The 24,508-nt window shown below is 56.6% G+C and carries 18 protein-coding genes and 1 tRNA gene; 17 read left to right on the top strand and 2 right to left on the bottom strand.

The window, feature by feature from the left end; genetic code table 11:
- The first annotated feature begins 49 nt into the window (after positions 1 to 49).
- The 3 genes from GC087_RS09385 to GC087_RS09395 are packed head-to-tail and all read left to right on the top strand — an operon-like array spanning position 50 to position 4,024.
- A complete protein-coding gene (locus GC087_RS09385; RefSeq protein ID WP_324030399.1) occupies positions 50 to 2,008 on the top strand; it encodes a (Fe-S)-binding protein in 1,959 nt (652 codons plus the stop codon).
- Positions 2,008 to 3,243, top strand: coding sequence for an electron transfer flavoprotein subunit alpha (locus tag GC087_RS09390; RefSeq protein WP_324030400.1), 1,236 nt, complete (start codon positions 2,008 to 2,010; stop codon positions 3,241 to 3,243). Before GC087_RS09385 ends, GC087_RS09390 begins: the two co-directional genes overlap by 1 nt.
- Positions 3,233 to 4,024 carry an electron transfer flavoprotein subunit beta gene (locus GC087_RS09395; RefSeq protein ID WP_033740372.1) on the top strand — a complete coding sequence of 264 codons (792 nt, stop codon included), beginning with the start codon at positions 3,233 to 3,235 and terminating at the stop codon, positions 4,022 to 4,024. Before GC087_RS09390 ends, GC087_RS09395 begins: the two co-directional genes overlap by 11 nt.
- Before the next feature lie 48 nt (positions 4,025 to 4,072).
- Here GC087_RS09395 and GC087_RS09400 read toward each other — a convergent pair whose 3' ends face one another.
- On the bottom strand, positions 4,073 to 5,338 hold the full coding sequence (locus tag GC087_RS09400; RefSeq protein WP_054633523.1) for a glycine betaine monooxygenase oxygenase subunit: 1,266 nt from the start codon (positions 5,336 to 5,338) through the stop codon (positions 4,073 to 4,075).
- A 361-nt stretch (positions 5,339 to 5,699) separates the two neighbouring features.
- On the opposite strand from GC087_RS09400, the gene GC087_RS09405 reads away from it, so the two are divergent.
- Complete coding sequence (locus GC087_RS09405) at positions 5,700 to 6,827, top strand: glycine betaine monooxygenase reductase subunit (RefSeq protein WP_110268332.1); 1,128 nt, start codon at positions 5,700 to 5,702, stop codon at positions 6,825 to 6,827.
- A gap of 290 nt (positions 6,828 to 7,117) precedes the next feature.
- On the opposite strand, the gene GC087_RS09410 is transcribed toward GC087_RS09405, so the two are convergent.
- A tRNA-Asn gene (locus tag GC087_RS09410) sits at positions 7,118 to 7,193 on the bottom strand.
- 503 nt (positions 7,194 to 7,696) lie between these two features.
- Between GC087_RS09410 and GC087_RS09415 the strand changes: the two genes are divergently transcribed.
- From GC087_RS09415 to GC087_RS09475, 13 genes are all read left to right on the top strand, one after another.
- Complete coding sequence (locus GC087_RS09415; RefSeq protein WP_033740368.1) at positions 7,697 to 8,620, top strand: sugar ABC transporter substrate-binding protein; 924 nt, start codon at positions 7,697 to 7,699, stop codon at positions 8,618 to 8,620.
- A gap of 31 nt (positions 8,621 to 8,651) precedes the next feature.
- Positions 8,652 to 10,136, top strand: coding sequence for a sugar ABC transporter ATP-binding protein (locus tag GC087_RS09420; protein WP_324030402.1), 1,485 nt, complete (start codon positions 8,652 to 8,654; stop codon positions 10,134 to 10,136).
- A gap of 23 nt (positions 10,137 to 10,159) precedes the next feature.
- Complete coding sequence (locus GC087_RS09425; protein ID WP_369974382.1) at positions 10,160 to 11,185, top strand: ABC transporter permease; 1,026 nt, start codon at positions 10,160 to 10,162, stop codon at positions 11,183 to 11,185.
- A gap of 563 nt (positions 11,186 to 11,748) precedes the next feature.
- Positions 11,749 to 12,666 carry a nitrogen assimilation transcriptional regulator NAC gene (nac, locus tag GC087_RS09430; RefSeq protein WP_006119661.1) on the top strand — a complete coding sequence of 306 codons (918 nt, stop codon included), beginning with the start codon at positions 11,749 to 11,751 and terminating at the stop codon, positions 12,664 to 12,666.
- A 203-nt stretch (positions 12,667 to 12,869) separates the two neighbouring features.
- Positions 12,870 to 13,829 carry an HTH-type transcriptional regulator Cbl gene (gene cbl / locus GC087_RS09435; protein WP_033740363.1) on the top strand — a complete coding sequence of 320 codons (960 nt, stop codon included), beginning with the start codon at positions 12,870 to 12,872 and terminating at the stop codon, positions 13,827 to 13,829.
- 137 nt (positions 13,830 to 13,966) lie between these two features.
- Entirely contained in the window at positions 13,967 to 15,424 is a 1,458-nt protein-coding gene (locus GC087_RS09440) for an NAD-dependent succinate-semialdehyde dehydrogenase (protein ID WP_324030403.1), read from the top strand.
- A gap of 353 nt (positions 15,425 to 15,777) precedes the next feature.
- Positions 15,778 to 17,247 carry an aldehyde dehydrogenase family protein gene (locus GC087_RS09445; RefSeq protein WP_324030405.1) on the top strand — a complete coding sequence of 490 codons (1,470 nt, stop codon included), beginning with the start codon at positions 15,778 to 15,780 and terminating at the stop codon, positions 17,245 to 17,247.
- A 32-nt stretch (positions 17,248 to 17,279) separates the two neighbouring features.
- Positions 17,280 to 17,948, top strand: a complete 669-nt coding sequence (locus GC087_RS09450; RefSeq protein WP_039338052.1) for a haloacid dehalogenase type II — start codon at positions 17,280 to 17,282, stop codon at positions 17,946 to 17,948.
- A 10-nt stretch (positions 17,949 to 17,958) separates the two neighbouring features.
- Positions 17,959 to 19,236, top strand: coding sequence for an NAD(P)/FAD-dependent oxidoreductase (locus GC087_RS09455; protein ID WP_324030407.1), 1,278 nt, complete (start codon positions 17,959 to 17,961; stop codon positions 19,234 to 19,236).
- A gap of 151 nt (positions 19,237 to 19,387) precedes the next feature.
- The gene (locus GC087_RS09460) at positions 19,388 to 20,995 is read left to right on the top strand and encodes an ABC transporter substrate-binding protein (RefSeq protein WP_039338050.1); all 1,608 of its coding nucleotides are present in this window, start codon (positions 19,388 to 19,390) and stop codon (positions 20,993 to 20,995) included.
- Positions 20,996 to 21,022: 27 nt separating this feature from the next.
- Positions 21,023 to 21,976, top strand: a complete 954-nt coding sequence (locus GC087_RS09465) for an ABC transporter permease (protein WP_039338049.1) — start codon at positions 21,023 to 21,025, stop codon at positions 21,974 to 21,976.
- Complete coding sequence (locus GC087_RS09470) at positions 21,976 to 22,824, top strand: ABC transporter permease (RefSeq protein WP_006119653.1); 849 nt, start codon at positions 21,976 to 21,978, stop codon at positions 22,822 to 22,824. Before GC087_RS09465 ends, GC087_RS09470 begins: the two co-directional genes overlap by 1 nt.
- Positions 22,821 to 24,485 (top strand): ABC transporter ATP-binding protein, encoded by a 1,665-nt coding sequence (locus GC087_RS09475; protein WP_110268287.1) that lies wholly within the window; start codon positions 22,821 to 22,823, stop codon positions 24,483 to 24,485. Before GC087_RS09470 ends, GC087_RS09475 begins: the two co-directional genes overlap by 4 nt.
- The last annotated feature ends 23 nt before the right edge of the window (positions 24,486 to 24,508 follow it).

Consider the following 24,508-nt stretch of genomic DNA (forward strand, 5'->3'; position numbering starts at 1 on the left):
TGCAGCCCGCGCGCTGCACATCGCAGAAATTGTCTGGTAAGGGCACATCATGGTACTCGATCGGTTACTTCCCTGGTTACTGCTTGGCGCAGTGATACTCGCCCTCATCGGTATGGTCAGGCGCATGCTGCTCTGGCGGCGCGGGCAGCCTGAAAAGGTGGCCCTGCTGAGCGGTTTGCTGGCCATGCCACGGCGCTATCTGGTCGATCTGCATCATGTCGTGGCACGCGATAAATACATGTCGCGCACCCATGTGGCGACCGCAGGTGGCTTTGTCCTGTCAATGTTACTGATTCTGGCGGTTCACCTCTTTCGCATCAGCAGCGTACTGGTCAATGGCGTACTGGCGGCCGCGCTGGTTGTCATGTTTACAGGCGCGCTGTTTGTCTGGTATCGCCGCCGCAATCCGCCCGCCCGGCTTTCGCGTGGCCCCTGGATGCGGCTGCCGAAAAGTCTGCTGGTGTTTGCGTTCACCTTCTTTATCACCACATTGCCGATCTCGGATCGGTTTGGCGAGGCCGGACGCTGGGCGCTGGCGCTGCTTCTGCTGGCGGGCATCATCTGGGGACTGGGTGAGATGGTGTTTGGCATGGCCTGGGGCGGACCGATGAAACATGCCTTTGCGGGCGCACTGCATCTGGCTTTTCATCGCCGGCCGGAACGCTTTGGCGGCGGACGTTCAACCGGACTCAAAAGCGTCGATCTCAATGCGCCGACGCTGGGCGTCGAAAAACCGGCGGATTTTAAATGGAATCAACTGCTCGGATTTGACGCCTGCGTCCAGTGCGGTAAGTGCGAAGCAATGTGCCCGGCATTTGCGGCGGGTCAGCCGCTAAACCCAAAAAAGCTGATTCAGGACATGGTGATCGGCATGGCAGGCGGCAACGATGCCCGTTTTGCGGGCAGCCCTTATCCCGGTGTACCCGTCGGTGAGGCCTGCGGCCAGCCGCATCAACCGATCGTCGGGGGGCTGATTAAAGAAGAGACGTTATGGTCCTGCACGACCTGCCGCGCCTGCGTTGAGGAGTGCCCGATGATGATCGAGCACGTTGATGCCATTGTCGATATGCGCCGTTTTATGACGCTGGAAAAGGGGCAAACACCAGGCAAGGGCGCGGCAGTGCTGGAAAACCTCAGTCTCACTGACAACCCGAACGGCTTTAATCCGCGCAGCCGTACGCACTGGGCGGCTGACCAGAACCTGCCGCTGATGCGCGACGTGAAACAGACCGACGTGCTGTTCTGGGTATCGGACGGCGCGTTTGATATGCGCAGTCAGCGTATCCTGCGCGCCTTCGTCAATATTCTTAAGGCCGCCAATGTGCGTTTTGCGGTGCTGGGCGATGAAGAACGGGACAGCGGCGATGTGGCGCGGCGGCTGGGCGATGACGCTACATTCCAGCACCTGGCGAAAAGCAACATTGCGACGCTGCAACAGTATCGTTTTAACCGCATCGTCACCACCGATCCGCATGCCTTTCACTGTCTGAAGAATGAATATCCTGAACACTATCCGGCTGGCACGCAGCCCGACTACGAGGTGCTGCACCACACGACATTCATCAACGAACTGGTTAAGGCACAGCTCCTGGACCTGAAGGATTACAAGGGCGGCAAGGTGACCTGGCACGATCCCTGTTATCTCGGCCGCTATAACGGTGAATATGCCGCTCCGCGCGAAGTGCTGGCGGAGCTGGGGATCACGCTGTCTGAAATGACCCGATCCGGCTTTCGTTCCCGCTGCTGCGGTGGCGGAGGCGGTGCGCCGGTGACGGATATTCCTGGTGAACGCCGTATCGCCGATATGCGCATGGAGGATGCCAGAGAGACCGGGGCGGAACTCATCGCTGTCGGTTGCCAGCAGTGTACCGCGATGCTGGAAGGCGTTGTCGGGCCACGTCCGGCGGTAAAAGACATCGCCGAACTGGTGGCTGAGGCGCTGAGCGAACCCAAAAAACCGCTGCCCGCGAAAATCCGCGACCGCCAAATTGCTGTGGAGGTTATCTGATGGAAACGATCATACGTCGCGATCCGCGCCTTGAGTGGATCAGCCGCAACCGCCTGCATCCCGACCATGCGGAGCGGTGTCAGCCGCCGGAGAGCCGCGGCCCGTCAGGGTTGCTGCGCAAAAACCCACACGTCGTGGGCTTTACCGGCCCGACTGGCCTCAGGCGCATTGACCGCGAGAACGGTAATGCCTGCGTGCAGCTCGCCAGCCGGCGTCTGGCCGGGGCTGATCATCCGGTCGAACGGCCGCTGTATCGTGTGGAGCAGCCCGATTACTGCGTGGCCGTGGTGCTCGACATGTCCGGCGGACGCCTTACCCGCCACGATCGCGATATTCTGGGCCAGGCTCATCAGCTGATCCAGCATGCTGGTGGCGCTGGCGTGGTGATGGCCGTGGTGTTTGGCGAGCATCGTGAAGGGGACTTTGCGACGGCCGGTGTGGATCGCCTGCTGCATCTCAGCGGCGAGCACTACACCGGCTACCGCCCGGAGCAGCGCATTCATGCACTGATGGCGGTTGAAAAAGAGTGGGCACCGCGTTTCTGGCTGTTCCCGGACAGCGTCGCGGGCGGCTTCGAACTTGGCTGCCGGTTTGCCGCCCGCACGGGCGAACGGCCCGCAACCCAGGTCTGGCGCGTAACCGGGGAAACCTGCACCAGCCGTGCCGCAGGCGGCAGCGCGGACATTACCCGACCGCTTGCGCGCGTGATGTTGCTGGCGGAGGAGTGCGCCGAACCGATCGACGACACCCGGCATGAGGTCTTGCCGGTCAGCATCGGGCCATTGAGTATCCGGACAAAACGTATTGAGGACTGCGGCCTGATACCGGTCGATCCGGCTGCGGTGCCGCTGGGCGAAGCGGAATTCATTCTGTCGGCAGGTAATGGCATCGGCAACTGGGAACAGTTTCATGCCACGGCCGCGCTTCTCGGGGCCACCGAAGGCGCAAGCCGTGTCGTGGTGGACAGCGGTCATATGCCGCGTTTCCGTCAGGTAGGGGCCACCGGCACCTGGGTAACGGCACGGGTTTATGTGGCGGTGGGCATCTCCGGCGCGGTACAGCATTTACAGGGCATTGCGCAGTGTGACCGGGTGATTGCCATTAATACCGACCCCGGCTGTGATATGGTCAGCCGCGCCTCGCTCAGCGTGATTGCCGACAGTGATGAGGTTCTGGCAGCGCTGGCACGGCGGGTGCGTGACTGGCGCAAAGAGGAGTTACATCATGCAGCATAATGTGCAACACAGCGGCTGCCGTATCACCGCGCTGGTGTCGGTGGGCAGGCATCCGGAATCCGGACGCGCCCGTCGGGCAGAACAGGACGCCCGCGCGGTAGAGCTTGGGCTGACGCTGGCGCAGGACACCCTGGAAGTCCTGCATGCGGGCGATCCGCATGATGCGGCGCTGCGCAGCTATGCCGGGATGGGCGTGGAGGCGCTGCGCGTGCTCGCCATGGACGAACAGGGCGACGCGGTGGCGGTATTGAGCCATTACCTTAGTCAGGATCAGCCGGACGTGATCCTGACCGGCGGCCGGTCGGAGCGGGGTGAGTCGTCCGGTATGCTGCCTTTTCTGCTGGCGGAAGCGCTGGCGATGCCGGTGGTGGTCGGCGTGGCGGAAATCGTCAGCCTGAACGGCACCGATGCCGAAGTATTACAGGCACTGCCGCGGGGACAGCGCCGGTTGCTACGCATTGCGCTGCCGTTTATCGCCAGCGTCGACATGGCCGCCTGCGCACCGCGTCAGGTCGCCTTTGGTCCGGCAAGCCGGGCGACGATTATGGCGCAGCCGGGCATTGAGGTGCGGGATGCGGCAAGAGCGGAATGGCAGATTGCCCCGGCGGTCAAACGGCCGAAGCGTCTCAAAAAGATCAAAGCCAAAACGGCTGCTGACCGCTTTAAAGCGGCAACCGCCAAATCACAGAGCGACGGCGGAAAGGTTTTGCAAAATAAACCGGTAGAGGAAATGGCGCAGGCGGTCTTTGATCTGCTGCTGGAGGAGGGAGTGATTCGCTAGGGCAACGCTGATCCTGCCTGGCTTGATCCTCGCCAGGCAGGAATATCATCAGCCTTTCACGTTTTTGAGGATGGTTTCGCTGTACCAGTCGATAAAGTTAATCACGCCGAACTCATAGGTTTCCGAATAAGGGCCCGGTTGATAGCCGACAGAGTTAATCCCACGCTGGTTTTCTTCCCCCAGAACGCGATCCTGCTCATTGGTCGCATCCCAGACGGCACGCAGTTTCTCGGGATCAAAATCTTCACCCGCCACCGCGTCTTTATGCACAAACCATTTGGTGGTGACCATCGTTTCCTGCGCCGAGAGGGGCAACACGCGGAACACAATAAAGTGATCGCTCTGCATGTGGTTCCAGGAGTTCGGCAGGTGCAGGATGCGCATGGAACCCTGATCGTGACTCAAAAAGCGCCCCATGAGTCTGGTGCAGCCTTCGCGACCATCTATGGTCATCGCCTTCGTGCCCTCTTTCAGCGGCATCCGCACGATGCGGTTACGCAGGCCAAAGCTCTGGTGGCGATGGGGAATTCCCTGTTCGTCCCAGCGTGCGGCCTGTTTATTGTAGTAATCGTGGAAGCTCTGCGGCGCGCGCGGATCGTTGGTATCGTCCCACTCCAGCAGGCTGTTCAGCAGTTCAGGATGACTTCCGGCGCAGTGATAGCACTCGCGATTATTCTCCAGCACCAGTTTCCAGTTCGCTTTTTCGTACATGTGCGATTCTGCCGCCAGTTTGGTGTTTTCCACGTCATAGGGCGCCATGTATTCGTCCAGGGTGGCCAGAAAGGCATCAAAGTCAGACTGTGGCGGCGCATCAGCCAGACAGACAAAAATAAAGCCGCCGGCGGTTTTGCAGTGCGCCTTTTTCAGCCCGTGCTGCTTCATATCAAATGCCTGATTCATTTCCGAGCCGGCAAATAACAGATTGCCTTTCAGGTCGTAGGTCCACTGATGATAGGGACACACCAGATTCGCCACTTTGCCGCGCTCTTTTGAGCAGAGTCGGGAGCCGCGATGACGGCAGGTATTATGAAAGGCGTTAATGTTACCTTCCGCGTCCCGCAAGACCAGCACCGGGTTCTGACCCACCTCAAGGGTGAAGTAGTCCCCTTTTTTCGGGATTTCACTGCTCATTCCGGCAAACAGCCACTCTTTCTGAAAAATCGCCTCCATATCAATGCGAAACAGAGTCGGGTCGTTATAAAGCGCCTGCGGCAGCGAGTAGTTGGGCTGACGCTTTTCGAGCAAATCGCGTATGCGGTCGTTCGCATCGACAAGGCTTGTACAGGTGATATTCAGCAGATCGTTATGGCTCATAGTGATCTTCCCGCGCGGTTAAGGAGAGTGTTTTGCGCCTTTCCAGGCGTAACAGGATGCCAACCACCCAAATTTTCCGTCAGGCCAGACGTTGATACACGCGTAACGGCTAAGGGTGACGTCCATGCTGCACGGGTTACGCGCACGCCAATGTTCTGCCAGCGACATCCATCCCCTCTGTTAAAGACGTGCGCGCGAAATTTCTTAGCGGGACGGTTTTTTTAAGCATTTCCGTGTCGCGAATAACTAAATGCTGAAACAGGGTTAAACGGAAAATCAGGCTTACCGGCTCAAAAGCCTGTTGCGATGTCGCCAGTCAGACAGGCAATTGAACTCTCCACTTCTGATGGGAATGAAACGTATGTCAGACCGAAATATCACCGTACTGAATACCAATGCTTTTGAGCCTGTCACAACACAAACCTGGACCAATGGCCGCCATGCGGTGCGCTGCGTGAAGGTGATACAGGAAACCCATGACGTGAAAACCTTCTGCTTTATGGCAGAGCAGCCGGTAATGTTCTTTTTCAAACCGGGGCAGTTTGTCACGCTGGAACTGCTGATCGAGAATGAAACGGTTTTCCGCTCCTATACCATCTCCAGTTCGCCCTCCGTGCCTTACAGCTTCTCCATTTCGGTAAAACAGGTGCCGGGCGGCGTGGTCTCGAACTGGTTACATGCCACACTGCGCGAGGGCATGAATCTGGCAGTACATGGTCCGGTAGGGCAGTTCAACTGCATCGACTATCCCAGCAACAAGGTGCTGTACCTCTCTGGCGGCGTGGGCATTACGCCCATGATGTCGATGGCGCGCTGGTATTTTGATACCAATGCGGATGTGGACATGGTGTTTGTGCACAGCGCACGAACGCCGGAAGACATTATTTTCCGACGCGATCTGGAAAACATGACGGCGCGCATCCCCAATTTCAGACTGAGCATCATCTGTGAGCGGTACGAATCGGGCCAGTGCTGGTCCGGCTTCAGCGGTTTCCTCAATTTGGCGATGCTGCAAATGATTGCTGCGGATTTCAAGGACCGCGAGATTTTCTGCTGTGGCCCGACGCCGTACATGCGTGCGATTAAAACGTTGTTACAGGAAGTCGGTTATGACATGACGCGCTATCACGAAGAGTCGTTTGGTGCTACACCAGAGGTCGTGCAGGAGCAGGTCGAACAGGAGGCCGAAGAGGCCGCTGAAATGGCCGACGCGCTGTGCAGTTCAGAACTGCTTAGCGTGGCATTCACCCAAAGCGACAAGAGCGTCAGAATCGCCCCCGGCGAAACCGTGCACGCCGCCGCGGCCAAACTGGGACTGCATATTCCAAAAGCGTGCGGCATGGGCATCTGCGGCACCTGTAAGGTGAAATGCCTGGACGGCGACGTCGAAATGAACCACAACGGCGGCATCACCGATGAGGATGTGGAAGAGGGCTACATTCTGTCGTGCTGTAGCATTCCAAAGAACAATATCATCGTTGAATTTTAATGACGATCCGCATCGCCGTCTGGCGCACGCTCAGCGCGAGCACGTTTGCTGTGCAGTGCGCAACGGTGACGCAGCCTGAACAGGGGTAAAGCGCCGTTCACCGCAGCGGATAGACAGATACAGCGCCGGTGACAGGGCTTATTCTCCTTCTTGCTGGCCGTCCTCACTCTGCATCGACGCCTCACTCCCGCGTTAGGGCCGTCGAACGGGACATATGTCCTGCAAGCGTTCACAAAAGCGCACCAAACAAAAAGCCCGCTCAGGTTTCCCTGAGCGGGCTTTTCTCAATCTGGCTCCTCTGACTGGACTCGAACCAGTGACATACGGATTAACAGTCCGCCGTTCTACCGACTGAACTACAGAGGAATTGTTGGAACGGGGCGAATAGTAGCGGCGTCAGTACGGGATGTCAAAGCACTCTTTAACGGTTTGCGTTCAAGTGCGTGTAAAAGCAGCGCATTGGCGAAGAACTGACGCATTCGCTTGCTTTTCAAACTGCTAACAGGATCTCACTTTAAACCCATTTCCAGGTAGATGTTAGACGCATGTCAAATTTTTGTTATTTGACGATATCAAAACACTTGTTTCAGTGCTTTTATGATAAAAATTTCAAAAACGTAATTTATGGAATAAATAAACTGTTTGCGGCGACAAAATGGAATGTTCTGAGATGTGTCCGTGTCGCCTTCAACGCATGTTTATTGAAATCATGAAGATAAGAAAAGTGGTGGGGGTGTCAGAAAAGCGTCAACGTAGTCGTCTTACCTCAAATTTTCCATTAAAAACGCCAGCGAGGCGGTATGAATGTAAAAAATATTTTTCATTCAACAGGTCAGTCGCTAGCAAGTTAACAAATAAGAAGGGTCCCTATGAACATCAAAAAAACGATTGTTGCTTCACTGTTAGCCTGCATGTTGCCCGCCGCTGCGATGGCGAAAGATATTTCCGTGGGGGTTTCGATGGCGATGTTTGACGATAACTTCCTGACCATTGTGCGTAACGCTATACAAAATGAGATGAAAAAGGATGACGTAAAAGGCCAGATTGAAGATGCCAAAGGCGATGTCGCGCAGCAACTTCAGCAGGTACAAAACTTTATTGGTCAGGGCGTCGACGCCATTATTGTTAACCCGGTGGACACCGACGCGGTGAAACCGATTATCGATCAGGCATCTAAGGCGGGTGTGGCGCTGGTGTTCGTCAACCGCAAACCCCAGGCGCAGTTGGGTGACAAGATGGCGTTTGTGGGTTCTGACTCCGAACTGGCGGGCCGTCTGCAGATGGAAGCGCTGGCAAAAGCCATGAACGGAAAAGGTAACGTGGCTATTTTGCTGGGTGATTTGGCGAACGAATCCACCCGCGAGCGCACCAAAGGGGTGGAAGCGGTCGTGGCGAAATACCCGAATATTAAAGTGGTACAAAAGCAAACGGCGAAATTTAGCCGTAACGATGCGGTGGACGTCGTGAGTAACTGGATGACCGCCGGAGACGATATCAACGCCATCGCGTCAAACAACGACGAAATGGCCATCGGTGCCATTCAGGCGCTGGGTAAAAACGATAAACATATTCTGGTCGCCGGTGTCGATGGTACGCCCGATGCGCTGCAGATGATTAAGAACGGCAAAATGGTCGCCAGCGTGTTCCAGGACGCAAAAGGACAGGGTGAAGGTGCCGTTCAAACGGCGGTTAAGCTCGTCAAAGGTGAGAAAGTGCAAAAGATCGTCGATATCCCGTTCCAGCTGATCACCAAAGACAACTACACCAAATACACCAGCATGAACCAAAAATAAACGTCCTGAACCTGTGGAACGGAGGTGATGTATGACCGCGTTTGCGCTTGAAGCCGAAGGCATCAGCAAGTTATTTCCGGGCGTGAAGGCACTGGATAATGTGTCGTTACGTGTGCGTCCGGGAACGGTACATGCGTTGATGGGTGAAAATGGCGCGGGCAAATCCACTTTAATGAAATGCCTGATCGGGATGTACCGTCCCGATCAGGGCTCCATTAAAATTAAAGGGGAGCCAGTGCAGTTCAGGGACACCATGGATGCGTTACGTTCCGGTATTTCCATGATTCATCAGGAACTCAACCTGGTGCCGCATATGACCGTCGCAGAGAATATCTGGCTGGGACGGGAGCCGGTGAAGTTTGGTTTTGTCGATCACGCCCGACTGAATGAAGAAACCCAGCAGTTGTTAAGCCGCCTGAACATCAGACTGAAAGCCGATCGGCTGGTGGGCGAACTCAGTATTGCGTCACAGCAGATGGTGGAGATCGCCAAAGCGGTGTCCTGGAACTCGGACATCGTGATCATGGACGAGCCCACCTCCGCCCTGACTGAAACCGAGGTCGCCCATCTGTTTACCATCATTCGTGATCTGCGCGAGCAGGGCAAAGCCATCGTTTATATCAGTCACAAAATGGATGAGATCTTCGCCATTACGGATGAAATCAGCGTGTTCCGCGATGGCAACTGGGTGGGCAGCGACAGTACCAGCGCATTCACGCGTCAGTCGCTGATTACCAAAATGGTCGGACGTGAGCTGACGCAGCTGTTCCCGAAATTCAATAATGCGATTGGGGAAGAGGTGCTCACCGTTCGTCATCTGAGTTGTCAGGACCGCTTTTCCGACGTCAGCTTTGGCGTGCGCCGTGGGGAAATTCTCGGTGTGGCGGGTCTGGTCGGTGCCGGACGCAGTGAAGTGATGGAAAGCCTGTTTGGCATGGTGCCTTTCGACAGCGGCGAAATCCTGATTGATGGTGTGCCGGTCGCTATTGATTCGCCGTCGGTCGCCATCGAAAAAGGAATGGCGTTTCTGACAGAAGATCGCAAGAAGTCCGGGTTGTTTTTGGTGTTGTCGGTGTTAGAGAACATGAGCATCGTCAACATGCCTGAATACAGCGGTAAAGGCGGTTTTGTCAGTCATGTGAAAATGGCTCAGGACTGCATGGATCAGATCCGCCGTCTGAATATCAAAACCCCCACCATGGACCAAATCATCAATAACCTGAGCGGAGGGAATCAGCAGAAAGTCCTGATTGCCCGCTGGCTGCTGGCTCAACCCAAAATCCTGATTCTTGATGAGCCGACCCGTGGAATTGACGTCGGGGCGAAAGCAGAGATTTACCGTTTGATCAGTGAACTGGCCAACCGTGGAGTTGCCATCATTATGGTGTCGTCAGAGCTGCCGGAAATTCTGGGCATGAGTGACCGTATCATGGTGATGCATGGTGGGCGCATTACCGGCATCCTCGATAAAGACGAGGCCGATCAGGAAACTATTTTGTCGTTAGCATCCGAATGAGGCGCGAAACCACGATGAGTAATATGAAAGCAACGGCCACGCAGGCTCCTCAGCATCAACCCTCTTTTTTTGCGCATTTACGTCAGAAACTGCCAAAAGATACCGGCATTTTTGTCGTGATGGTCGGCATTGCGTTGATTTTCGAAATGTTTGGCTGGTATGTGCGCGATCAGTCTTTTTTGATGAACACCAATCGTCTGATTCTTATCGTCCTGCAGGTTGCCATTATCGGCATCATTGCTGTGGGCGTGACCCAGGTCATTATTACCACCGGTATCGATCTGTCCTCCGGGTCGGTTATCGCGCTCACTGCCGTGGTAGCCGCCAGTCTGGCGCAAACTTCAGATACGCTGACCCCGATGTTCCCGTCACTGGTGAACATGCCCGCGGTGGTGCCGATTGGGGCCGGCATTGGGGTAGGGTTATTGTGCGGTCTGATTAACGGCGTATTAATTACCCGTACCGGTATTCCCCCGTTTATTGCCACGCTGGGCATGATGGTGTCGGCCCGTGGACTGGCACAGTATTACACCCAGGGTAACCCTATCAGTTTTCTCTCTGACGGGTTCACCTCGATTGGCCAGGGCGCAATGCCGGTCATTATCTTCCTGGTGGTTGCGCTGGTGTTCCACATCGCACTGAAACATACCCGCTACGGCAAATACGTGTACGCCATCGGCGGTAATATGACCTCGGCCAAAGTGTCCGGTATCAACGTCAATAAATACCTGATTATTGTCTATACCATCGCAGGCGCGTTGTCCGGCCTGGCGGGCGTGGTACTGGCGGCGCGCGTCAGTAGCGGCCAGTCGAGCATGGGCGTGGGCTATGAGCTGGATGCGATTGCCGCGGCGGTTATCGGCGGCAGCAGCCTGATGGGCGGCGTAGGGCGCATTACCGGCACGCTGATAGGCGCGGTGATACTGGGACTGATTAAAAGCGGCTTTACGTTTGTCGGGGTAGATGCGTACATCCAGGATATCATCAAAGGCATCATCATCGTCGCCGCAGTGACCATCGATATGCGACGCAACCGTGCCAAACGCTGAATACGCTGCCGCCTTGGCGCTGTAGCGGCGCTGGCGGCAGGCGCTTATCCCAGTCACATCGTTCACCCTGTGCCCGGGACTAAGCGCCACCGCCGCCTTGCTACATCACACATGCGTTTGCGTCGTCCCGTTTCGGTTATTCCTTTTAAATAACGCGTCTTTGCACGTCTGCCGGGCCGCAATAACGCCGCCCCGGCGGTCTGCTAAACCTGTTACGTTTCCCGCCTTTTACGGATAAACCCTGCCCCGGAGAGGTGGGAGGATTTACCGTTCATCAATCCTCATCCTCGGTGAAGATTGCCTGTTAACCATCCCTGCACGCTGGTCTGTCATGTTGCGCACTATTGCGGTGCAGGGCGACATGAATGGGAAAAGCAGGTCTGGCAGTCGTCCGGGATTACCTCTTTAGAGGTAACAGGAAACGCTTTTTTATCCGACTGTTAGAAAAATTTTCAAAGATATTTTGCAAACTGAATAAACCTGGTCTGCATCTTGCAATTCCCTCTTATGCAGGCTGGTAAGTAGCGACCAGCCAGACACCTTGACGTAGCGACGGAGGCAAGATGAACTTAAGACGGCTGAAATACTTTGTGAAAATCGTCGATATCGGTAGCCTGACACAGGCAGCAGAAGTGCTGCATATTGCTCAGCCTGCATTGAGCCAGCAGGTTGCTACGCTGGAAGGCGAACTGGAACAGCAGCTTCTGAACCGGACCAAACGCGGCGTCACACCGACCGAAGCCGGTAAACTGCTTTACAGCCATGCACGCGTCATTCTGCGGCAGTGTGAGCTGGCCCAGTCTGCGGTGATGAATGCCGGTCAGGTGGTGGAGGGGCAGGTGTCAATCGGTCTGGCACCGGGCACGGCGGCATCCGCGTTAACTATGCCGCTTCTGCAAACCGTACGGGAACAGTACCCGGATATCATGATTTACCTGCATGAAAACAGCAGCAGTGCGTTGAATGACAACATCATCAGCGGGCAACTGGATATGGCGGTGCTGTATGACCGCGCCCCCACGGCGGGCATCAACAGCGTGCCCCTGCTGAAAGAAGATCTCTATCTGGTCGGCGCAACCGCCTGCCCTGGCGCCAACGTCGATCTGGCCGAGGTAGCCCAGATGAGCCTGTTTCTGCCGCGTGATTACAGCGCCGTGCGCCAGCGGGTTGATGAGGCTTTCTCACTGCGCCGCCTGAGCGCGCGCATTATTGGCGAGATCGAATCGCTTTCGACGCTCACCGCCGCAATATCCAGCGGGATGGGCGTGACCGTGTTGCCTGAATCGGCGGCCAGAGCGCTGGTTGGTTCAACCCAGGCCTGGATGGCGCGGATCACCAGCCCGACCATCAGCCTGCCGCTGTCACTGAATCTTTCACACCGCTTGCCGTTATCGCCACCCGCACAGGCCGTTAAAAATATTCTGCTGTCGCTGCTCAACAAGCCACTGACTGAAAAACGCGAACTCACGCTGGTCAGCTAAACACAGCGTTCTGTTTATCCCTCTCAAGCAGGGCGCGTAAAACCGCGCCGCTGCCTTTTCTCCTCTTCCAGGCTGTCCTCTCTGTGCGTCCTGCCGCCTTCTATATGCTTCAAATGCATAAATAAATCTTTTTTATTATTTCAGGTTATCGATAAGCGTTTTTATTATCAAATGATCAGATTGCGTAAAGAGAGGTAAATATTTTGAATTTCCAGCAACTTAAAATTATTCGCGAAGCCGCGCGGCAGGAGTTCAACCTCACGGAGGTCGCCAGCACGCTGTTTACCTCGCAATCAGGCGTCAGCCGTCATATTCGCGATCTGGAGGATGAGCTTGGCGTCGAAATTTTTGTCCGCCGGGGCAAGCGCCTGCTTGGTATGACGGAGCCGGGCAAGGCGCTGCTTACCATCGCCGAACGCATTCTCGATGAAGCCGGTAAAGTGCGTCGCCTGGCCGATGTCTTCACGAACGAATCCAGCGGCATTCTCTCTATCGCCACCACACACACGCAGGCCCGGTACAGCCTGCCGCCGGTCATCAAGTCCTTTCGCCAGCTTTATCCTAATGTCCGGCTTGAACTTAATCAGGGATCGCCGCAGGAAATTGTGAATATGCTACTGGCCGGTGAGGTGGATGTCGGGATTGCCAGTGAAATGCTGGCCAATAATAACAGCCTGGCCGCGTTTCCCTGGTTCAGCTGGCATCATGCACTGCTGGTCCCGCGCGATCATGAACTGGCACAACAGCAGCCGGTCTCACTGAATGCCCTCAGTCAGCATCCGTTAATTACCTACCGGCAGGGCATTACCGGCCGCTCCCGGGTGGACAGCGCGTTTCAGCGCGCCGGCTTAAAACCGGATATCGTGCTCAGCGCCCAGGATTCCGATGTGGTGCGCACTTATGTCAAACTCGGGCTGGGCGTCGGTATTCTGGCCGATCAGGCCTGTGAAAAGGAGCCGGGAGGAGAGCTGGTCCGGCTGGATGCCACTCACCTGTTCGACGCCAACACCGTCTGGCTGGGCCTGAAACGGGGACAACTGCAGCGCAATTACGTCTGGCAGTTCCTTGAGCTGTGCAACGCGAATCTGTCGCTTGAAGAAATTAAAGCGCAGGCGCTCTCTACGGCAGGCGATGATGAGCCCGTAATCGACTTTCAAATCTGACTCCGCGTTGCGCCCTGACGGCATAAAATTTTTTTTCGGCCGTCATTCGCCATAGCGAACGTTTTCTGGCTGCCAATAACAACATCCTGCGCTTCCCCCAACCGATAAAGTGAAGAGAACTGAAAAAGGGGGATGCGATGTCACGTATACAACTGAAAGATCACACACTACTGCGCCAGCAGGCGCTGTTTGCCGGTGAATGGCAACACGGTTATCAGGGCGCAACGCTCGCCGTTAACGATCCGGCTACGGGCGAAACGCTGGCTAGCGTACCGGCGTTAGGTCGCCAGGAAACGGAGGCGGCAATTGCCTGTGCCGAATCGGTCCGCCATGCATGGGCGACAACCCCCAATGCCACCCGTGCGGCGCTGCTGGAAAAATGGCATCAGCTTATTCTTGATAACGCTGACGATCTGGCCATCATCATGACGGCAGAACAGGGCAAGCCGCTGGCGGAGGCGCGCGGTGAAGTGCTCTACGGTGCCAGTTTTGTGAAATGGTTTGCGGAAGAAGCGCGTCGGATTTATGGCGACACCATTCCCGCCCCAACGACTGACCGGCGCATTATTGTCCTGAAACAACCGGTTGGCGTCGCGGCAGCGATTACGCCCTGGAATTTCCCCATCGCAATGATTACCCGCAAGGTCGCACCGGCACTGGCGGCAGGCTGCCCGATTATCGTTAAACCGTCTGACCTGACGCCGCTGTCTGCACTGGCACTGGCCGTGCTGGCCGAGCGCGCGGGTTTCCCGGCAGGCGTTTTACAGGTGCTCACCGGCATGCCGACAGACATCGGCGCCGCGCTGACCGAAAGCCGTCTGGTGCGTAAAATCTCGTTCACCGGCTCAACGCGCGTGGGCCAACTGCTGATGAAGCAGTGCGCTGACAGCATTAAACGCCTGAGTCTGGAGCTGGGCGGCAACGCGCCGCTTATTGTCTTTGACGACGCGGATATCGAGATTGCCGTCGCGGGCGTGATGACCAGCAAATTCCGTAATGCGGGACAAACCTGTGTGTGTGCCAACCGTATTCTGGTGCAGCGTAACATCTATGAACGCTTTACCGCCCGACTGCTGGATGCGGTGGCGACCCTGAAGGTCGGAGATGGTTTTGCCCCTGGCAGCACTATCGGGCCGTTGATCAATACCTCCGCGGTGGAGAAGGTCAACGGGCACATTGATGATGCACTGCAAAAAGGCGCAACGCTGTTGACCGGTGGCATCAGCAACGGCCCCGGTACGTGGGTGCAGCCCACCGTGCTGGGACAGGTCACGAGTGAGATGCGCATCGCGCAGGAAGAAACCTTTGGACCGGTGGCTCCGCTGTTTATTTTTGATGATGAAGAACAGGCGCTGGCGATGGCAAATGACACACCCTTTGGCCTCGGCGCTTACTTCTTTACTGAAAATATCCGTCGAGCCTGGCGCGTGGCGGAAGCGCTGGAGTTTGGCATGGTCGGTTTTAATACCGGCGTCATTTCGCTGGAAGTCGCGCCGTTTGGCGGCGTGAAATTATCCGGGATAGGTCGCGAAGGGTCGCGATATGGCATTGACGAATATCTGGAGCAAAAAACATTTCACATGGGCAGCCTGTAATTTAACTTTTAATTTCTGATATTCCTCGCCAGCATGAACGTTATGCTGGCGTTTTTTTTGTGCGCCAGATCGACGTTTTATCCGTATTCTCCTTTTTAGTGCAAGTTTCATGCGCATTGCACCAAAGCAATGCGGCTTTTTTGTGAAGTAAATCATCTGTTTAACCCTTCGGCAATTCCGCAATAAATCCTTCACGAATACGGCACAAAAATTTTTTTGGGCGGTTTTAAACGCATTTTTATTTTTTTAACGGCTGGCATACTTTCTGCATTACCTAATAAAGCGTGCCGAAAAGCATTGCCAGAAATTAATTCATCCAGCATGTGATGGGTGTAACAAATAAGGATTCTTTCATGTTGAGTTTCGACCCGGAAAGCGTGCAACTCCCGCCTGGTCACTATATTGGCGGAAAACATGTACAGACACAGGGCGACGCTTTTGCCGTTAAACGCCCGTCTGATGGCAAGGTGTTTGCCACGCTGCGCGAAGCCCAGGCAGAGGATGTTGACCATGCCGTCATGACGGCACATCAGGCATTGAAAACCAGCGGCTGGTCAGGATGTGCACCGCGTGAACGTGGTCGGGTATTGCGCCGCTGGGCAGACTTAATCGAACAGGATCCCCTGCTGGCGCAGCTTGAAGCCCTTGGCTCAACCCGTCCGATTACCGATGTCGTGCAACATGAAATTCCCTTTACTGCCGAAGCCATTCGCTTCTATGCCGAGTGCGCCGACAAATACAGCGGCGATCTGTTTCCGACACGCGACAGTAGCCTGGGCATGTTGATTGCGGAGCCCTATGGCGTTATCGGGGCGATCACGCCGTGGAACTTCCCGCTGTCCATGGCTTCATGGAAATGCGGACCTGCGCTGGCCGCAGGCAATGCGGTAGTGCTAAAACCCTCAGAGCTGACGCCGCTGTCCACCGTGCGTATGGCCGAGCTGGCGGTACAGGCCGGGTTACCGGCGGGCATTCTGAATATTGTGCAGGGCAGCGGTGCGGTGACCGGCAGCGCCCTGGTCAGGCATCCCCTGGTGCGCAAAGTCTCCTTTACCGGCTCCACTGTGACAGGCGCGCGCATTATGAGTGATGCGGCCCAGTTTGGCATGAAGCCCGTCACGCTGGAGTTAGGCGGCAAAAGCCCCCAACTGGTGTTTGATGATGCGGGCGAGATTGAGGTGCTGGCACAACGTATTCTGCGTGGCTTTACCGCCAACGGCGGCCAGGCCTGCGTTGCCGGGACGCGCCTGATTGTGCAGCGCGGTATTGCCGATGCGCTGACGGAACGGCTGGCGGCGCTGTGTCGTGAGGTCCGGCCTGGCGTGACCTGGCAGGAGACCAGCCGCTATGCCCCGCTGATTGAGGCGCGTCAGGGCAACAAAGTGCAGTCCGTGATTGAGGCGGCGAAAGCCCAGGGCGCAGACGTGCTGGTGGGCGGTGACCGCTTCGCGGATACCGACGAGGGCTGGTTCTGGCAACCTACGCTGCTGACGCAGGTGAAACAGGATAATCCGGCAGTGCAGCAGGAAATCTTCGGGCCTGTGCTGACAATTCAGACGTTCGACAGCGAAGACGAAGGGCTGGCGCTGGCGGCACATGAGACCTATGGCCTGTGCGCCGGGGTGCACACGCTGAGCCTGCCACGTGCGATGCGTGCGATACGGGGAATCGCTTCCGGCACGGTATGGGTCAACCGCTACGGGCGGTCCGGCGATTTCATTATTCCTACCGGAGGGTTCATGGGGTCCGGCATCGGCAAAGATTTGGGTCGTCAGGCGTTCCAGGCCTGCCAGCGCCAGAAAAGCGTCCTTATCGATTTTTAAGCACCTAACCAGACAATAACGAGGTTAATGTAATGGCACTGTTTAAACCCAAATTCATCACGTTTGATTGCTATGGCACGCTGATCTTTTTTGATATGGCCGGTGCGGCAAAACGCTGTTTTCACGATCGCGTCGACGCGAAAGACATGGCGGCCTTTGTGACCGACTTTTCCAGCTATCGCCTGGACGAAGTGCTGGGCGCGTGGAAACCCTATTACGATGTGGTCAGCAATGCGATTCAGCGCACCTGTAAAAAGTGGGGCGTGACATGGACGCAGGCAGACAGCGATTACATTTACACCGACTGCGCCACCTGGGGACCGCATCCGGATGTGCCTGCCGGGTTAGCTAAAGTGGCGGAAGCCTTCCCGTTGGTGCTGCTGACCAATTCAATGAAGGATCTGATTCCGCACCATATTCCTCGTCTGGGTGCGCCCATCCACATGACGATTACCGCAGAAGAAGCGGGCGCGTATAAACCGCAGATGAAAGGCTTTGAATACATGCTGGAGAAACTGGACTGCCGTCCGGACGAAATTCTGCATGTGTCCTCCAGTTTCCGCTATGACCTGATGACGGCGCACGATCTTGGCATTAAACACAAGGTCTGGGTCAACCGTGGCCACGAACCGGCTAACCCCTATTACCAATACACCGAAATCAAAGACATTGGCGGCCTGCCCGGCGTCGTGGGTCTGTAAGGACAGCGTTATGAAACTGGAATCGTACTGGCAGGCGACCGCACCGGCGTTTCGCGCGGCCGCCAGCGGTCCGTTACCCGCCCACGCGGATGTGGTGGTGATCGGGGCGGGCTTTACCGGTGTTTCGGCGGCCTTATCGCTGGCGCGCAGTGGGATCAATGTGGTGGTACTGGACAGCGGGGAGGTGATGAGTCAGGCCTCCGCCCGTAATGGCGGTCACTGCAACACCGGCGTGGCGCAAAACTTTGCTTCACTGGTGGCCAGCCAGGGGCTTGAGCAGGCCAGTCGGTTCTATAAGGCATTCGATGATGCCGTGACCTATGTCGGGCAGTTGATTAAAGACGAGCAGATTGACTGTGATTTTCGTCTGTGCGGCAAGCTCAAACTGGCCAGTAAGGCGTCGCACTTCTCCGGCCTGCGTGAGGCCTGGGAACTGATGCGCCGTACGGTGGATCCGGATGTGGAACTGCTCAGTCAGTCAGAGATTGCGCAGGAGATCGACGGCGGCGACTTTCATGGCGGCCTGCTACAGCATCACGGCGGCCAGATGCACATGGGCAAATTTGGCGTCGGCCTGGCCGAAGTCGCGGCCCGCAGTGGGGCAAAAATTTATACGCACCATCATGTTACGAAGCTGGAACGGCTTGACGGCTACCGCCATCGGGTGGTGACCAGCAAAGGTGACATTCTGGCCGATAAAGTGCTGATGGCGACGGGCTGTTCCAGTGACGGTCCGTTCCCGTGGTTCCAGCGCCGTATTGTGCCGGTAGGCAGCTTTATCGTGGTGACCGAGCCGCTGGATAGGGCGCTGCTTACCGGCTTGCTGCCGCATAGACGTAACTATGTGACGTCCATGAACATCGGCAACTACTTCCGGACCACCGCGGACAGCCGTCTGGTGTTCGGTGGCCGGGCACGCTTCGCCATCAGTAACCCGACGTCGGACTCCCGCAGCGGGGACATCCTGCACGCCGCCATGACCAGTATGTTCCCCAGACTGCGCCATACGCAGATCGACTACTGCTGGGGCGGCATGGTGGATATGAGCGCCGATCGCCTGCCGCACGCAGGCGAACAGGACGGTGTGTTTTACTCGCTGGGTTACAGCGGGCATGGCACGCAGATGTCGGTATGGATGGGCCGGGTCATGGCCGATCTGTTAAGTGAGAAATCCCGCGATAACCCCTGGCAGCGCGAGACATGGCCTGCACTGCCGGGTTATCACGGAAAACCGTGGTTCCTGCCTCTCGCCGGGCTCTACTACAAAGCAAAGGATCGCCTTTCATAACTTCACATTGTTTTTCAGGCCGCCGGGGCATTATCGGGTCGAAACATCATGACCGAATCATCGCCTTCGCGGTGCGCGCCACACAGCATGTGCCGTCTGATTAACGCAGGGAATTTCACCGTTCGCTTGAAAACGTAATGAGGGTGTACAGATGAGTAAAATCGATAATAAAGAATCTGACGTAACCAATCCTGCTCTGACGCGGATGATCACTGAAGGTACGCTGTCCCGCCGCAGTCTGATGAAATTGCTTTCAGCCGGGGCCGCGATGAGCACCGGGCTGATCGGCTTCCCTGGCATGGCGCTGGCAGAGGAGAAACCGACTCAGGGCGGCAAAATCCGTGTGGGCATGTCCAATGCGTCGGCGACTGACACGCTGGACCCGGCGAAAGGCAATAACAGCGCCGACTTTACGCGCCAGTTTATGTTCTACAGCGGACTGACAGAGGTGGATAAAACCCTGACGGTGAAACCTGCGCTGGCGGAATCCATCGACTCTGACGATGGCGTCACCTGGAGCATTAAGCTGCGTAAAGGCGTGACCTTCCATGATGGTAAGCCGTTTACGTCCAAAGACGTGGTTTATTCACTGAGCCGCCATAAAGATCCAGCCGTCGCGTCCAGCGCTTTCAAGCTGGCTGAGCAGTTCAAAACCATCAACGCCGTCAACGACAATGAAGTGCAGCTTATTCTGGTGGCACCTAACTTTGACGTTCCTTACATGCTCGCAACGTCGCCCTTCCTGATCGTGCAGGACGGCACCAAAGATTTCAGCAAAGGTATCGGCACAGGGCCGTTTGTCTGCAAAAGCTTTACGCCTGGCGTCAGTACGCTTGGCACGAAAAATCCCAACTATTTTAAACCGGGGCTGCCGCATCTGGACCAGGTGGAGCTGCTCGGCGTGACCGATCAGGCGGCCCGCGTCAATGCTCTGTTATCAGGCGATATTCAGGTGGCTTCAGGGCTGAAAGCCTCGGACAGTATGCGCATCAGCCGTACACCGGATCATGCGGTGCTTGAAACCAAGGGCGGCATGTACACCAACCTGATTATCCGCACCGACATTAAACCCGGCAGCAATCCGGATTTCGTGCTGGCGATGAAATATCTGCAACCCCGAGAGATCGTGGTGAAAACCGTGTTGCAGGGCTTTGGCGACGTCAGCAACGACACGCCGGTGCCGCCGTGGCACCCGCTGTACAACGCCGATCTCAAACCCCGTCCGTTGGATCCGGAAAAAGCGAAGTTTTATATCAACAAAGCCGGCATGAGCGGGCAAACCATTGAGATTGTTACGACGCCGCCGCTGGAAGGCGCAACCGAAGGCGCGCAGCTGATTCAGCAGGTAGGTCGCAACGTCGGACTGAACGTCAACGTGCGTCGTGTGCCGTATGAAGGCTACTGGGGTACCCACTGGATGAAAGATCCCATTGGTTACGGCTCCATCAACCCGCGGCCAACACTGGATATGCTGTTCTCACAGTTTTATCTCTCCAGCGCACCGAACAACGAATGCGGCTGGAAAAATGAACAGTTCGATCAGCTGGTGATTGCGGCGCGTGGCGAACGTGATAAAGCCAAACGCAAGCAGATGTACGGCGATATGCAAACCCTGATCTATGACCACTGCGGCACGCTGATTCCTGCCTTTATCAGTTCGATGGATGGTTACAGCAAAAAGCTGAAAGGGCTGGAAGCCTGGCCGTCAGGCATGTTGATGGGCTATCGCTTCCATGAGTTTGCCTGGCTGTCTGCCTGATCACGCGTCTGTAAGAGGAGTTCGCCGATGAACCGATACATGATGTTCCTGATTGCCCGGCGCATTGGCGCCGGCATCCTGACCTTGCTTATCGTCTCAGCGGTGGTGTTCTTTATCACCAGCCTGCTGCCGGGCGATGCGGCGCAAATGATCCTGGGGCAAAACGCCACACCCGAAACCGTGGCGGCCCTGCGTCAGCAACTGGGCTTAGATCAGCCGCTGCTGGTGCGCTATTTCACCTGGCTCGGCGGCATGCTGACAGGGAATTTTGGCACCTCATTTGCCAGTCATCTGCCGGTGGCACAGCTGGTGGCACAGCGGCTTCCGGCCACGTTTGAACTGGCGGCGACCACCACCGCCATCTGCGTGCCGCTTGCGCTGATTATCGGTATTGCCGCTGCGATGAACCGCGGCTCGAAGCTGGATCGCGCGCTGGTGATTGGCACTATGGCTACGGTAGCCGTACCGGAATTTCTGGTGGCGACCGTAGCGGTGCTGATCTTCGCCGTGAAGCTGCACTGGGTCTCGGCTATGTCACTGGGCAGTCCCAACATGGATTTCGCCAGCTATATCAAAGCCTACGCATTGCCGGTCATCACGCTATGTTGCGGCCTGGTCGCCCAGATGGCGCGCATGACGCGTGCGGCCATCATTAACCAGCTCGACAGCCCGTATCTGGAAATGGCGTTGCTGAAAGGCGTTTCCCCGATGCGCGCCGTGTTGCGTCATGCCTTACCTAACGCCGTTGGCCCGATTGCGAACGCGATTTCCCTCAGCCTTTCTTATCTGTTTGGTGGCGTCATCATCATTGAAACCATCTTCAGCTATCCCGGTCTGGCCAGCCAGATGGTGGATGCGGTCAGTAACCGCGATCTGCCCGTCGTGCAGCTCTGCGTCATGCTGTTTGCCGGCTGTTATCTGTTGCTGCTGCTGGCTGCGGATATTGTCACTATCGCCTTTAACCCGAAATGGAGGAGCTGATGAAACTTCTGCTTCCCTGGCGCATTTTTCAGTCACTGTCGTTATCAGGTCGCCTGGGCCTGATCGTGACCCTGTTCTGGCTGGTCATCGCGCTGTTTGGCACCTGGTGGGCACCGCACAGCCTCGACGATATTGGTTCCGGGCCGCTGATGGGCGGATTCACCCCCGAAAACCTGTTGGGCACCGATTATCTGGGGCGGGATATGCTCACGCGCATTATGTACGGCGCGAAATTCTCGCTGGGCCTGGCACTCGGCGCGGCCATTCTGGCCAGCCTGATTGGGACGATGCTGGCCTTAATCGCGGCGGTCACCGGACGCTGGCTGGAGGAGCTCTTGGGTCGCATTAACGACGCGATGCTGGTGCTGCCGGGTAAAATTCTGGCGCTGATGATTGTGGCGGTATTTGGTTCTTCACTGCCGATGCTGCTGATCACGGCGGTGTTCACCTACTGGCCGGGCGCCTTCCGCATTGCGTTTGCGCTGGCCAGTAGTTTGCGCAATATGGATTACGTCCGCGCCTCCCGGCTGCGGGGCGAAAGCCGCTGGTACATCGCCATCCACGATATTCTGCCGAACATGGTTCATCCGGTGCTGGCCGATTTTGGTCTGCGCTTTGTGTACATCGTCCTGCTGCTGAGCGGCCTGAGCTTCCTGGGGTTGGGCGTCCAGCCGCCGTATGCCGACTGGGGCACCTTAGTCCGCGAAAATATTCAGGGGCTGTTTGACGGTTCGCCGGCGGTGTTGATGCCCGCCCTGGCGATTGCCAGTCTTACTATCGCCGTAAACCTGTTTATTGACAGTCTGCAAAGCATGCGTCCGCTGACGCTGGCAAAGGAGGGGGCATGAACGTGACACCACATACGGCGATGCCTGTGATTTCGGTGGATAAGCTGCGCGTAACGGCGCACAACGACAATGGCGATGAGCTGGATATCGTCTCCGATATTCGCTTCACCGTGCAGAAGGGGGAAGTCCTGGCGCTGATTGGTGAATCCGGCTCGGGGAAAACCACCATCGCAATGGCGCTGATGGGCTATGCCCGCCACGGTTGTAAGATCGCCGAGGGAAATATCCACGTCGCGGGCACCAACGTCATGGCACTGACGCCTGCCGAACTTCGCTTTTTCCGCGGAAATAAGGTCGCCTACATTGCGCAAAGTGCGGCGGCCTCGTTTAACCCCGGCATGAAAATTATCGACCAGGTGATCGAGCCAGTGGTGATTCACGGCACGATGACGCGCAAGGCGGCAAAAGCCAAAGCGCTGGGCCTGTTTCGGGAGCTGGCGCTGCCGAATCCGGACACCATTGGCGATCGCTTTCCGCATCAGGTTTCAGGCGGACAGCTACAGCGCTTAATGACGGCCATGGCGCTGATTAGCGATCCGGAGGTGGTGATTCTTGATGAGCCTACTACCGCGCTGGATGTCACCACGCAGGTCGAAGTGCTCAAAGCCTTCCGCCGCGTGGTCAAACAGCGTGGCGTGACGGCGATTTATGTCAGCCACGATCTGGCCGTCGTTGCACAAATGGCCGACCGTATTCTGGTTTTGCTGCAGGGAAAAATTGCCGAATACGGCACCACGGCCCATCTGATAGGCGCACCGCAGTCGGACTATACGCGCCTGCTGATGGCGGCGGCGCAACAGAAAGAACGCCCCAGCAACTGGTGCCCGGCAAAGGCGAATGAGCTGCCGCTGCTGGAAGTACGCGACCTGTCTGCGGGTTACGGACCCAAAGGCAGTGATGGTTTGCCCAAAGTGCGCATTCTGGAAAACATCAATCTTACGCTCTGGAAAGGCCAGGCCATCGGCATTATCGGTGAGTCCGGCTCGGGCAAAACCACGCTGGCTCATGCTATCGCCGGCCTGAACCCGGCCTGTCAGGGGCAAATCCTGTTTAACGGTCACATGGTGGCCGGTCAGATGCAAAAGCGCACGGATAACGAACTGCGTCGTATTCAGTATGTTTTCCAGATGGCGGATACGGCGCTCAATCCTGCACACAGTGTGGAACAAATTCTGTCACGCCCGCTGACGCTGTTTCATGGGCTGAGCGGCATCGCCCGGCAGAACCGGCTGTATCAACTGCTGGATTTGGTCAGGCTGCCACGTACCGTGCTCTCGCGCCGTCCCTGGTCGCTGTCCGGTGGACAAAAGCAGCGCGTGAACCTGGCGCGCGCGCTGGCGGCAGAGCCGGATGTCATTCTGTGCGATGAGGTAACCTCGGCGCTCGATACCGTGGTGGCCTCGGCGGTACTGGATCTGATTAGTGAGCTGCGCCGTGAACTGGGGCTGTCTGTCATCTTTATCAGCCACGATATGCACGCCGTCAGAGCGGTGTGCGATGAGATCGTCGTCATGCGCAATGGCGCTATCGTCACCCAACTGGCGCGGGAAAATTACGAGCAGCCGACCCGCGAGCTCTATTTTGAACGCCTGAAACGTGCCGTGCCTGAACTCCGTCAGGGCTGGCTCGACGAGCACGAAGAGATCCTGAAAGCCGAATAACCGGTAAACAAGCGCCCCCTATT

Source organism: Pantoea sp. JZ2 (genome assembly GCF_035191405.1).
Lineage (GTDB): Bacteria > Pseudomonadota > Gammaproteobacteria > Enterobacterales > Enterobacteriaceae > Pantoea > Pantoea stewartii.

Coding starts and splice junctions, on each gene's coding strand:
- GC087_RS09385 (WP_324030399.1), top strand. CDS start 50: ATGGTACTCGATCGGTTACTTCCCTGGTTACTGCTTGGCGCAGTGATA.
- GC087_RS09390 (WP_324030400.1), top strand. CDS start 2,008: ATGGAAACGATCATACGTCGCGATCCGCGCCTTGAGTGGATCAGCCGC.
- GC087_RS09395 (WP_033740372.1), top strand. CDS start 3,233: ATGCAGCATAATGTGCAACACAGCGGCTGCCGTATCACCGCGCTGGTG.
- GC087_RS09400 (WP_054633523.1), bottom strand. CDS start 5,338: ATGAGCCATAACGATCTGCTGAATATCACCTGTACAAGCCTTGTCGAT.
- GC087_RS09405 (WP_110268332.1), top strand. CDS start 5,700: ATGTCAGACCGAAATATCACCGTACTGAATACCAATGCTTTTGAGCCT.
- GC087_RS09415 (WP_033740368.1), top strand. CDS start 7,697: ATGAACATCAAAAAAACGATTGTTGCTTCACTGTTAGCCTGCATGTTG.
- GC087_RS09420 (WP_324030402.1), top strand. CDS start 8,652: ATGACCGCGTTTGCGCTTGAAGCCGAAGGCATCAGCAAGTTATTTCCG.
- GC087_RS09425 (WP_369974382.1), top strand. CDS start 10,160: ATGAAAGCAACGGCCACGCAGGCTCCTCAGCATCAACCCTCTTTTTTT.
- nac (WP_006119661.1), top strand. CDS start 11,749: ATGAACTTAAGACGGCTGAAATACTTTGTGAAAATCGTCGATATCGGT.
- GC087_RS09440 (WP_324030403.1), top strand. CDS start 13,967: ATGTCACGTATACAACTGAAAGATCACACACTACTGCGCCAGCAGGCG.
- GC087_RS09445 (WP_324030405.1), top strand. CDS start 15,778: ATGTTGAGTTTCGACCCGGAAAGCGTGCAACTCCCGCCTGGTCACTAT.
- GC087_RS09450 (WP_039338052.1), top strand. CDS start 17,280: ATGGCACTGTTTAAACCCAAATTCATCACGTTTGATTGCTATGGCACG.
- GC087_RS09455 (WP_324030407.1), top strand. CDS start 17,959: ATGAAACTGGAATCGTACTGGCAGGCGACCGCACCGGCGTTTCGCGCG.
- GC087_RS09460 (WP_039338050.1), top strand. CDS start 19,388: ATGAGTAAAATCGATAATAAAGAATCTGACGTAACCAATCCTGCTCTG.
- GC087_RS09465 (WP_039338049.1), top strand. CDS start 21,023: ATGAACCGATACATGATGTTCCTGATTGCCCGGCGCATTGGCGCCGGC.
- GC087_RS09470 (WP_006119653.1), top strand. CDS start 21,976: ATGAAACTTCTGCTTCCCTGGCGCATTTTTCAGTCACTGTCGTTATCA.
- GC087_RS09475 (WP_110268287.1), top strand. CDS start 22,821: ATGAACGTGACACCACATACGGCGATGCCTGTGATTTCGGTGGATAAG.